This window comes from Nonomuraea sp. KM90 (assembly GCF_052246675.1).
Lineage (GTDB): Bacteria > Actinomycetota > Actinomycetes > Streptosporangiales > Streptosporangiaceae > Nonomuraea.
Genome location: NZ_JBQQCB010000215.1, coordinates 1 through 10,672, shown reverse-complemented (window position 1 = coordinate 10,672; position 10,672 = coordinate 1). Strand labels below are relative to the sequence as shown.

9 protein-coding genes are annotated in these 10,672 nt (G+C 71.8%); 5 read left to right on the top strand and 4 right to left on the bottom strand.

Annotated features, from left to right (window positions below; all coding sequences use genetic code 11):
• The coding region (locus tag ACTWPW_RS60935; protein WP_443174533.1) for a hypothetical protein at positions 1-1,026 on the top strand (1,026 nt) is incomplete at its 5' end.
• A gap of 282 nt (positions 1,027-1,308) precedes the next feature.
• Complete coding sequence (gene rraA, locus ACTWPW_RS60930) at positions 1,309-1,779, top strand: ribonuclease E activity regulator RraA (protein WP_443174532.1); 471 nt, start codon at positions 1,309-1,311, stop codon at positions 1,777-1,779.
• 48 nt (positions 1,780-1,827) lie between these two features.
• Here rraA and ACTWPW_RS60925 read toward each other — a convergent pair whose 3' ends face one another.
• The 4 genes from ACTWPW_RS60925 to ACTWPW_RS60910 all read right to left on the bottom strand — a co-directional run bounded on the left by ACTWPW_RS60925 (position 1,828) and on the right by ACTWPW_RS60910 (position 6,233).
• Complete coding sequence (locus ACTWPW_RS60925) at positions 1,828-2,643, bottom strand: carbohydrate ABC transporter permease (protein ID WP_443174531.1); 816 nt, start codon at positions 2,641-2,643, stop codon at positions 1,828-1,830.
• Positions 2,644-2,645: 2 nt separating this feature from the next.
• Complete coding sequence (locus ACTWPW_RS60920; RefSeq protein ID WP_443174530.1) at positions 2,646-3,608, bottom strand: carbohydrate ABC transporter permease; 963 nt, start codon at positions 3,606-3,608, stop codon at positions 2,646-2,648.
• Entirely contained in the window at positions 3,598-4,911 is a 1,314-nt protein-coding gene (locus ACTWPW_RS60915) for an ABC transporter substrate-binding protein (RefSeq protein WP_375118064.1), read from the bottom strand. Before ACTWPW_RS60915 ends, ACTWPW_RS60920 begins: the two co-directional genes overlap by 11 nt.
• A gap of 80 nt (positions 4,912-4,991) precedes the next feature.
• Complete coding sequence (locus ACTWPW_RS60910; RefSeq protein ID WP_443174529.1) at positions 4,992-6,233, bottom strand: ROK family protein; 1,242 nt, start codon at positions 6,231-6,233, stop codon at positions 4,992-4,994.
• Between the two features lie 86 nt (positions 6,234-6,319).
• On the opposite strand from ACTWPW_RS60910, the gene ACTWPW_RS60905 reads away from it, so the two are divergent.
• From ACTWPW_RS60905 to ACTWPW_RS60895, 3 genes are read left to right on the top strand one after another with little or no spacing between them, the layout of a single operon-like run.
• Positions 6,320-8,503 (top strand): alpha-N-acetylglucosaminidase TIM-barrel domain-containing protein, encoded by a 2,184-nt coding sequence (locus ACTWPW_RS60905; protein ID WP_443174528.1) that lies wholly within the window; start codon positions 6,320-6,322, stop codon positions 8,501-8,503.
• A gap of 8 nt (positions 8,504-8,511) precedes the next feature.
• Entirely contained in the window at positions 8,512-9,414 is a 903-nt protein-coding gene (locus ACTWPW_RS60900; RefSeq protein ID WP_443174527.1) for an N-acetylmuramic acid 6-phosphate etherase, read from the top strand.
• Positions 9,411-10,559, top strand: a complete 1,149-nt coding sequence (locus ACTWPW_RS60895; RefSeq protein WP_443174526.1) for an N-acetylglucosamine kinase — start codon at positions 9,411-9,413, stop codon at positions 10,557-10,559. Before ACTWPW_RS60900 ends, ACTWPW_RS60895 begins: the two co-directional genes overlap by 4 nt.
• The last annotated feature ends 113 nt before the right edge of the window (positions 10,560-10,672 follow it).

Genomic DNA, 10,672 nt, shown 5'->3' with positions numbered 1-10,672 from the left:
ACCATGTCCCTCCATCATCGATCGCGCGGCGCGACGGCCCTCGCGGCGGCCCTCGCGCTCACCGCGAGCACCCCCTCCATCGCGCAGGCGCACGAAGCGCCCGCGGCCGCGGCGGACCGAGTCCTGCGGGTCTACAACAACAACATCGAGAACCTGGTCAGGAACAACGCCGACGGCACGTGCACCCGCATCTCGGGCCCGGACCACCTGTCGTCGATGCTGGTCGACGACAACGGCCGGACGGGCACCTCCGGCGTGCGGGCCCCCGATCTGCTGATCGTGCAACAGGTACGCGGCACCGGGCAGGCCACGGCCTACGCCGACCAGCTCTCCGCCAAGTTCGGATATCCGGCGGGCACCTACCGGGCGATCGTCGCCTGGGACGACCCCGAGCCGTGGGGCAGCACGCACAAGTGCAGCCAGCAGGAGCTCGGTGACCTGAAGAAGAAGCAGACCAACGGGATCGTCTACAACACCAGGACGCTGAGCCTGGCCGCGGGCGACATCTCGAAATACTGGAGCGCGGGCTGGCTGAAGCCCGGAACGGCCTACGCCGGCGGGGCCGGGTGCACGCTGTACAAGCCGCCGGACAACGACGACGGCGTCACCAACGCGTACAAGTGGAAGCGTACGAGCGCGATCGCGGCGAGGTTCACGATCAGGGAAACGGGGACGACGGTCTTCGCCGCGACCATGCACCTCCCGGAGCAGAACGGAGCCAATGCCTGCGCGGGCGCCGGCTACACCGGGATCGCGAACACCGGCATCCATGTCGGCGCGGACGCCACGAGCCTGCTGAACGCCTCGACGATCCGCGTGATCGGGATCGACGCGAACCGCACGAACATCGCCCCCGCGACACTCGGCGGCTTCGGCATGACCGGTTACGGAGCGAAGGCCACCTCCGGTTCCAGGAAGATCGACTATCTGTTCGTCAAGGGCGCCGTGCAGCCGTCGAGCATCGACCACACGGTGAGCAGCACGAAGTCGAACCATCTCGCGCTGTACGGATTCATCACGTTCTGAACCCGGCCGGGACGTCACTCTCCAGCGGCCCCATGGCGTCCCGGCCCGGGCCTCGGGATGGCGAGGTAGGTTGTGACGATCACCGACCAGGCAGGACAGCGATGAGCGAATCTGCGGCCGAGCTCTACGCCGCCAAGGCGGACCATGCGCCGCTCCCTCGACCCGCTCGCGGTCGCGCCGGCCGCCGAGCACCACAGCGGCGAGGCCGAGGCCGATGCCTGACCCCTGGCATCGGCACTCCGTCCGACCGGCTTCCCGTCGATCCGTAGAAGGGTTCCCGTCATGACCATCGTCACCGCCGACCTGTACGACGAGCGCGGCGACCAGCTCGACTCCTGCGACCTGCAACTACGCCAGTACGGCGGCCGCCACGCCTTCGCCGGCCCCATCGTCACCGTCCGCTGCCACGAGGACAACGCCCTGCTCAAGTCCGTCCTGAGCGAGCCGGGCCGGGGCCGGGTGCTGGTCGTGGACGGCGGCGGCTCGCTGCACACCGCGCTCATGGGCGACGTCATCGCCGGCATGGCGGTGGCCAACGGCTGGGCCGGCGTGGTGATCAACGGCGCCGTACGCGACGTCGCCGCCCTGCGCGAGCTGGACCTCGGCATCAAGGCGCTCGGCTCCAACCCCCGAAAGAGCGGGAAGCAGGGCACCGGGGAACGAGACGTGCCGGTCACCTTCGGCAACGTCGTCTTCCATCCCGGCGCCGAGCTGTTCAGCGACGACGACGGCATCCTCGTGACGCGGATGTGACGGGCGCCGACGGCCACCGGGCTGTGCGCCGGGACGTGGCCGCCGCCGTCAGCCCTTGATGGCGCCCTGGGTGATGCCGCTGACGAAGCTGCGCTGGAAGACGAGGTACACGACCAGGATCGGGGCGATGACGATCAAGCACGCCGCCGCCAGCAGCGGGATGTCCGTCGTGTACTGGCCGACGAAGAGCCCCAGCCCGCTCGGCGCGGTGCGCTGGTCCGGGTTCTGCATCATGACCAGCACCAGCATGAACTGGTTCCACGACCACATGAAGTACAGAACGGACAGCGTGGTGACCGCGGGCCACGAGATCGGCAGCAGCACCCGCGCCAGCACCACGAGGTCCCTGGCGCCGTCGATGCGCGCCGCCTCGACGAGCTCCTCGGGCACGTTCGAGAAGTGGGTCTGCATCCAGTACACCCCGAACGGCATGAACAACGCCGCCTCGGCCAGGATGACGCCGACGTAGGAGTCGGTCAGGCCGACCTCGCGCAGGTTGAAGTAGAGCGCCACCACGATGACCTCGATCGGCAGCGTGAGCCCCATCACGAACCCGAACGACAACGTCCGGCGCCCCCACACCTTGAGGATCGCCAGCCCGTAGCCGGCGAGCGTGGCCATCACCACCGCGAGAGGCACCACGCAGACCGCGATCAGCACGCTCGAGCGCATGAGGTTGGTGAAGTTGCCCTGCTCCCACGCGAGTGCGAAGGTCTCCCACGACCACCGGTCCGGGATGCTCAGCCCGTCGAGCTGCGCGCCCGAGGGATGCAGGGCGGCCAGGACGATGCCGGCGAAGGGCACCAGCACCATGACCGCCAGCAGGACGAGGACTCCGTACCGGAGACTGACACCGCCGCGCATGCTCAACTCTCATCATCCCTGGTGAAATATCGGACGGCGCTGACGACGGCGACCACGATGACGGTCAGCACGACCGCCAGCGCGCTGGCGCCGCCGATGTCGCCCTCGTTGAAGGCCAGCCGGTAGACGAGCAGGCCGGGCACGTTGGTCTGCCCTGCCGGGCCGCCGTTCGTGGTGACGAAGACGAGGTCGAAGCTGGCCAGCGCGGCGATCGTGGTGATGACTCCGGCGACCGTGATCTCCCTGCGCACCCCGGGCACGGTGACGTGCCGGAACTGCCGGAGCGCTCCCGCGCCGTCGAGCTTGGCGGCCTCGTACAGGGACGGGTCGATCTTCTGCGCGCCGGCCAGGAAGAGCATCATGCACAGACCGCTCATCGTCCAGGTGCCGATGAGGCCGAGCGCGATCAGCGCCAGCTGGTAGTCGCCCAGCCAGGCGCGGGTGATCGCCCCCAGCCCGACGAGGTCGAGGAACTGGTTGACGACGCCGGAGTCGCTGTAGAGCCAGCGCCAGGTGATGCCGACGGCGACGAGGGGCAGCACCTGGGGGAGGAAGAAGACGATCCGGAAGAACGTCATGCCCCGGCGCACCTTGCCCATCAGCAGCGCTGTCATGAGCAGCCCGATGCCGATGGGGATGACCGAGAAGAAGACGATCAGCGCGAGGCTGTGCAGGATGGCTTCGTACAGCGCCGAATCACGAAAAATCTTGATGTAGTTGGAGAAGCCCGCCCAGACCGGCGGCAGGATGCCGTCCCAGGTCAGGAATGACAGGCGGAGCGTGTTCAGCGCCGGCCAGATGGCGAAGCCGAGGTACACCGCCAGCGCGGGCAGCACGTAGAGCCAGCCGCGCACCCGTCGTCCACGCCGGCGCGGCGGGCGGGCGGGCCTGCCGGCCGCCCGCCCCTCGCCGCGGGCCGGAACCGCCCGCGGCGAGGAGACGGCCGGGCTCAGCTCACGAGCCATGGTGGGCGTCCCACGACTCCTGCAGGGACTTCAGGAAGGCGTCGGGGGTCATCTTGTCGCTGATCAGGCCCTGGATGCCGGGGGTCAGCTTGTCGATCATGCCGGGCGAGGCGAAGTCGGGGAAGGGGACGATCCCGTTGCCCTGCGCCACCGGCGCGAAGACACTCGCGATGTCGCCGCGCAGCCCCGTCGCGCCAAGCTCGGCCTTGGTGTCGACCGGCAGGAACCCGCCGTCGAACTCGATCTTCGCCGCCTCCGGCGAGCTCAGGTAGTCGAGGAACGCCGCGGCGACGTTCGGGTGCTTCGACTTCGACGAGATGGCGTACGCCACGCTCGCCCCGGAGGCGACGTTCGCCGGCTTGTCCGCCGACTCCGTAGGCATCAGGAAGAAGCCCACGTCGTCCTTCATCTCGGTCTCCAGGGTGGAGGCGGCCCAGTTGCCGGTGATCAGGAACGCGCTGTCGCCCTTGGCGAAGCTCGCCAGGGCGTCGGCGTCCGCCGTGGCGCTCGCCCCGCTGGAGACGTATCCCTTCTTCGCCCAGTCGGTCAGCGTCTGGGTGGCCTTCAGCGCGGCCGGGTTCTCGATCGTCGCGCCCGGCTTGCCGTACACCCACGACCGGTAGTCGTTGATGTCGCCGGTCACGTTGAGCAGCGCGTTCCACAGGTGGAAGCCGCCTACCTGGAGCGCGCCGTTGCTCAGCGGGGTCTTGCCGGCGGCCTTGGCCTGCTGCATCGCGGCCTCGAAGTCGGCCAGCGTCTTCGGCGCCTCTTTCACGATCTTCTTGTTGTAGAAGACGCCGAGCACGGACAGCCCGCCGGGCACGGCGTACAGGCTGCCGGTGCCGAACTGCTTGGCCGACTTGTCGGAGCTGAGGACCTCGAGGCTGGCCGGCGGGAACTTGGTGGTCCAGTCGTACGCCTTGGCCCACGGGCTCAGGTCGAGGATGAGGCCGGCCGGGACCAGGGAGTTCATGGCGCCCGGGTTGTACTGGGCGATGTCCGGCGCGGCGTCGGACGACATCGCCAGTTTGATGGACTTGATGTAGTCGTTGAACGGCGTCATCTGGGGCTTGACGGTGACGTTCGGGTGCTTCTTGGTGAAGCCGTCGATGAGCGCCTTGGTGGGCGGGTCGTTGGTGTAGGCGAGGGTGAGCGTCACCGGGTCGCTGGGAATGGTGGTCGATACGTCGACCTTGGTCGCCGTATTCCCGCCCGAGCTGCTGGCGCCCGCGCAGGCCGTCAGCGCGAACGCCGTCGTGACGCCGAGCGCCACGACCGCCGCGCGCCGGGCTGGTCTCGTCATACGCATGACCTTTCTCCTCAATCGGGTGGTGGCGTCGGCTGGCGCGTCGTTTCCGCAACGGCCTTCATGACGACTGTTCCTCACCAGGCCGAGCCTGGTCTGACCAGGCCGAACCTGGTCCGCTCGATCTCGTCCAGGGAGTGGAGCAGGGCCCCGTGGACGACGGCGTCTTCCTGGAGCGTCGAGACCTCCAGCGCCGGCTGGTCCAGCGGCTCGCCGGACAGGTGCCGCCGCAGCGCGGCGAGCAACGTCTCGCCGCATCTGGCCAGCGGCCCGCCGATGACCACGAGCCGCGGGTTGAGGATCGCCCGGATCACGGCGATGCCCTTGGCGAAGCGGCGGGCCACCACGTCGATCGCCTCCAGCGCGGCCGGGCTGCCGTCGACGACGGCGTCCAGCACGGCCTCGAGCGCGTGCTCTCCCCCGGCCTCGATCCGGGCCAGGAGCGCGCCATCACCGGCGCGTCCGGCGGCCGCCGCGGCCTGGCGCACGATCTCCGCGCCGCCGACCCGATCCTCGAACGGGCCCAGGCCCCGCGGATGGCGGGGCGTGGCGTGGCCGTCGGTGAACAGATCGAGGAAGCCGACGTCGCCGGAGTCGTTGGAGGCGCCGCGGTAGAGCTCGCCGTTCAGCACGATGCCGGCGCCGACCCGCTCGCCCCAGTGGATCATCACCAGGGAGTCCTCGCGCTGCTCCGCGTCGCGCCGCCGCTCGCCGTGTGTGGCCAGCTTGACGTCGTTGTCCAGGTAGACGGGGCAGCCGAGCGTCTCCGTCAGCCGGCGGACGAGCAGGTCGCCGGCCAGGCCGGGCATGCTCGGGATGAGCTTGATGATCCCGGCCGCCGGGTCGACGATGCCGGGGGTGCCGACCGAGGCGAACCAGAGGTCTCCTGTCGTGATCCCCGTCGCGCGCAGCGCCCGGTCCACCGTGGACAGCAGCGTCTCCACCACCTGGTCGCCGCCGGGACCGGAGCCGAGCTGCACCGCTTCGGCCGCCGTGACCGTGCCGGCCAGGTCCGCCACCGCCACGCGCACGTCCTGCGGGCTGATCGACAGGCCCAGCACGTGGCCCGCCTCCGCCCGGAACCGCACGAGCTGGGCCGGCCGCCCCGCCCGGGTGGAGTCGCGATCGAGGGGGCCGAACTCGACCAGGCCCTCGGTGACGAGCGCGTTGAGCGAGCGGGAGACCGCCTGTCGGGACAGCCCCACGGCCTTGGCCAGCGCGGAGACGCTCATGCTGGCCTCGGCCCGCAGCTTCCGCAGCACGGCGGCGGCGTTGACCTCGCGCATGAACTGGGTGCCCGCGGCCACGACCTGCTCCATGCTCTCTCCCTGCGATCGGTTGCCGGTACGCTAGCATATTAATTATGGACCGTACGGAACTAATTAGTCGAGGGGTGTGACCTGCGATGTTGTCCGGTGACGGCCCGCCGTGGGCGGAAACTGTGCGCGGCCTGGCCCATCGCGTGCTGGGGCCCGTGGCGGAGTCGGTACGGTTCGCCGCCCGTGACGGCGACGGGCGCGAGTACGCCTACGAGGCGGCCGGCGGTGTGCTCAGCATCGCGGCGACGGACGGCGTGAGCGCCTCGGTGGCGCTCCACCACTACCTCCGGGAACGCTGCGGCACCTCCGTGGGCTGGGACACGGAGCTGCCCCTCGGGTTGGCGTCCTTGCCCGACACCCCGCTCCGCCAGGGCGCGGCGCGGGTCCGGGAGGGCTACTACCTCAACTTCTGCACCTTCAGCTACACGATGCCCTACTGGGACTGGGCCGACTGGGAACGCGAGATCGACTGGATGGCCCTGCACGGCATCACCATGCCGCTCGCCGTCACCGGTCACGAGGCCGCGCTGTACGCCGCCTATTCAATGCTCGGGCTCGACGACCGGCAGATCCGGAGCTTCCTGGGCGGCCCGGGTTATCTGCCGTTCCAGTTCATGGGCTGCCTGGACAACTTCGCCGGCCCGCTCCCCTCGTCCTGGATCGAGAGCCATCGCGAGCTCGGGGCGCGCATCCTCGACCGGGAGCGCGCCTTCGGCATGACGCCCGTGCTGCCGGCCTTCACCGGGCACGTCCCGCCCGAGATCGCCGCGGCGGCGCGCGCCGGCCGCCGCCACTGGCAGGGGTTCGAGACGTGGGTCCTCGATCCCGCCGACCCGCTCTACGAGCGGATCGGCGCCGAGATCGCCCGCGCGCAGATCAAACTCTTCGGCACCGACCACCTGTACGCCGCCGACCCGTTCATCGAGATGATCCCCATCGACGCCGACCCCGCCTTTCCCGGGGCCGTGGCGGCGGCCACGCTGGCCGGCCTGCGGGCCGCCGACCCGGACGCGGTCTGGCTCATGCAGGCCTGGCCGTTCTCCTACCAGCGGGAGTTCTGGACCGAGGACCGCGTCAACGCCTTCCTCACCGCGATCCCGGACGACCGGATGCTCGTGGCGGACCTGTGGGCGGAGCACGACCCGCTGTGGAGCCGATTCCAGGAGTTCTCCGGGAAACCCTGGCTCTGGTGCGCGCTGCTGAACTTCGGCGGCCGCACCGATCCGGGCGCCGACCTGCGCGGCGTACCGGCCGGGATCGACGCGGCCCTGGCGGCGGCGAGCCCGCCCGCCGGCCTCGGCCTGTCCATGGAGGCCACCCGCAACAACCCCGTCTTCTTCGAGCTCGTCGCCGACCAGATCTGGAGCCGGGTCCCCGACCTCGACGCCTGGCTCGACGCCTTCGTGAGCCGCCGTTACGGCACCGGCGACCGGTGGACGGCCGAGCTGCGGGCGGCCTGGCGCGGGCTCCTCGGCACCGTCTACGGCGCCCAGGGCGTGCGGATCGCTCCCGACCAGTTCAAAGGCGTCCTCACCGCCGGCCCCTCCTACGCGCGGATCCCCGGCGACCTGGCCGGGCTCCGCGCCGACGCCGCCCGCGTCCTCTGGTACGAGCCGGGCGTGCTCGCGGCGGCCTGGGAACGGCTGATCGAGGTGGCCGAGGGCGACCGCGACCTGCTGGCCGGTCCGCTCGGGCACGATCTCGTCGAGGTGGGCGTCGCCTTCATGGCCAGGGTCGCCGACCGCTGCCACCTCGACGCCGTGGAGCGGTCGGTCCTGCTGGGCGCGGCGAGCGCGCCGGAGATCGACCGGTTTCTGCGGGTCTTCGATGACCTGGACCGGATGCTGGCCTGCCGGCCCGAGTACACCTTCCGGCACTGGGAGTCGAAGGCGCTGTCGCACGCCGGCGACCCGGCGGACCGCGACGTCCTGGCCGACAACGCCCGCCGCATCATCACGGTGTGGGGCACCTCGGACAGCCCGCTGCTCGACGACTACGCCGGCCGGCACTGGAGCGGGCTCGTCGGCGGCTACTACCGCGACCGCTGGGCGCTGTGGGCCGACGGCCTCGACCGCGCGCTCGCCGCGCCCGGCGGCTCGGAAGCCGAACTGCGGGACCGGCTCCGCGAACGCGCCGAGCTCTTCCTGCGGGAAGGCGCACCGCCGGCACCGCGCGACCTGGGTGACCTGGCCACGGAGTCACGCCGGCTGTTCACCTCCTACGCGGGTCAGGCCGGCCCGCTCGCCCAGCCGTACGAACACGATCGATGAGGAGCACGATGCCCCAGGTGGCACCACCGACCGAACGCCGCAACCCGCGCACCGCCGACATCGACACGCTGGAGTCGGCGGACGTCCTCCGGCTGCTGCTGGACGAGGACGCCAGGGCGGTCGAGGCCGCCCGCGCCGCCACCGGGCCGCTCGCCCGGGCGGTGGACGAGGCGCACCTGCGGCTGGGCCGCGGCGGCGGCGTGCACTACTTCGGCGCCGGCGCGTCGGGGCGTCTGGCGGTGCTGGACGCCACCGAGATCACACCGACGTTCGGGGTGGCGCGCGAGCTGTTCACGGCGCACTTCGCCGGCGGGCCCGGCGCGCTCACCGACTCGTCCGTCGACCGGGAGGACGCGGAAGAGCTCGGCGCCGCCGACGCCGCGACGCTCGGCGAGAGCAGCGTGGCGATCGGGATCACGGCCTCCGGGTCCACCCCGTACGTGGCCGGTGCGCTGCGCGCGGCCCGGGCGGCGGGCGCGCTCACCGTGCTGATCACCTGCAATCCAGCCGCGCCGCTGCGCGAGCTGGCCGAGATCCTCGTCGTCGCCGACACCGGCCCGGAGGCGCTCACCGGGTCCACCCGGCTCAAGGCGGGCACGGCGACCAAGGTGCTGCTGAACGCGTTCTCGACGGCGCTCATGATCAAGGCGGGGCGGACGTACTCGAACCTCATGGTCGGGCTGGTCGCCACCAACGCCAAGCTGGAGGCACGGGCCGTGAGCCTGCTCGTGGAGGCGACCGGGGAGGACGCCGCGGCCTGCCGCGCCGCGCTGGCCGAGGCGGACGGGCGGATCCCGGAGGCGCTCGTGCGGCTGCTCACGGGCTGCCCGCCGGAGCGGGCGCGGGCCGCGCTCGCCGCGCATCCCGGCGTCCGCGCGGCCGTCGCCGCGCTGGGCGGGCACGCCGGATGAGCGGCGTGGTGGGTGTGGACGTCGGCGGCGGAGGCATCCGGGTCCGCATCGAGAGCGGGGGGTGGATCGCGTACGGCGAGGACGCGGCGCCGGTGCCCCGCACCGGGGGCCGGGTCGATCTCGACCGGCTCGCCACCGGGATCGCCACGGTCGTCGAGCACGCCACCTGGACCCCTGACGGGCAGGCGGGCAACGCCCCGCCTGCCCGGGACGCGCACGCCGAGAGCGCCGTCCGGGCCCATGACGCGCACGCCGAGAGCGCCGTCCGGACCGGGCGTGCCGGCGGCGCGGCGCCGGTCCCGGACAGGGGCGCCACGGCGGTGGCGATCCCCGAGCGGTTCGCCGCGATGGCCGTCGGGGTGACCGGGCTGCCGGGGCTGGTCAGGGACCCGGAGACGTTGTGGCGGGCGTTGCGCGGGCGGTTCGGGCTCGACGCGCTCGCGGTCGCGGGGGACACGGTCACCACGCACGTCGGCGCGCTCGGGTTCCGGCCCGGGGTGGTCGTCGCCGCCGGGACCGGCGTCATCACGCTGGGCACCGACCTGGACCGCGTCTGGAACCAGTCCGACGGCTGGGGTCACCTGCTCGGCGACCACGGCAGCGGCGCGTGGATCGGCAGGCACGGCCTCCAGGCCGCCCTGCGCGCCCACGACGGCCGGACCGGCGGGTCGCCCGCCCTGCTGGAACGGCTGACCGCCCGCTTCGGCCACCCCCTGGACCTGGTGGCACTCGTCTACGAATCGGCCTCGCCCGCACACCACCTGGCGTCGTTCGCGCCGTCGGTCGCCGACGCGGCCCGCGCCGGGGATCCGGTCGCGCGTGGCATCTGGGACGAAGCCGGACGGCAGCTCGGCCAGACCGCCGTCGCCGCCGCGACCGGGCTCGAACCGGTCTTCTCCTGGGGAGGACGCCTCTTCGACGCGGCCGACCTGCTGATGAAGCCGTTCCAGAGCACCGTGCGCGCCCTGCTGCCCGCCGCCCGTTTCACGCCGCCGCAGGGCACCTCGGCGGATGGCGCGCTCGCCCTGGCCAGGGCCGCCGCCGGCGGCGAGGTCCGGGCGCGGCACCCGTACCTTTACGTCTTCTCCGCTGATCGGGGCCGGACGGGCGCCGCAGCCGCGCCACCGTCTCCCCTTACTCGCTGATCGTGCCCGGACCGCCTCGGGGGGTCACGCGACGGACGATCAGGGCAGCACGGTTGCCAAGCCGGTGATGACCTTGGAGCATCTCCTTACCGACGCGTGCGACGTTCCAGGAG

Bases quoted from the DNA above. Each gene is read 5' to 3' on its own strand.
- ACTWPW_RS60910 (WP_443174529.1), bottom strand. From the start codon at position 6,233: ATGGAGCAGGTCGTGGCCGCGGGCACCCAGTTCATGCGCGAGGTCAAC.
- ACTWPW_RS60925 (WP_443174531.1), bottom strand. From the start codon at position 2,643: ATGCGCGGCGGTGTCAGTCTCCGGTACGGAGTCCTCGTCCTGCTGGCG.
- rraA (WP_443174532.1), top strand. From the start codon at position 1,309: ATGACCATCGTCACCGCCGACCTGTACGACGAGCGCGGCGACCAGCTC.
- ACTWPW_RS60920 (WP_443174530.1), bottom strand. From the start codon at position 3,608: ATGGCTCGTGAGCTGAGCCCGGCCGTCTCCTCGCCGCGGGCGGTTCCG.
- ACTWPW_RS60900 (WP_443174527.1), top strand. From the start codon at position 8,512: ATGCCCCAGGTGGCACCACCGACCGAACGCCGCAACCCGCGCACCGCC.
- ACTWPW_RS60895 (WP_443174526.1), top strand. From the start codon at position 9,411: ATGAGCGGCGTGGTGGGTGTGGACGTCGGCGGCGGAGGCATCCGGGTC.
- ACTWPW_RS60905 (WP_443174528.1), top strand. From the start codon at position 6,320: ATGTTGTCCGGTGACGGCCCGCCGTGGGCGGAAACTGTGCGCGGCCTG.
- ACTWPW_RS60915 (WP_375118064.1), bottom strand. From the start codon at position 4,911: ATGACGAGACCAGCCCGGCGCGCGGCGGTCGTGGCGCTCGGCGTCACG.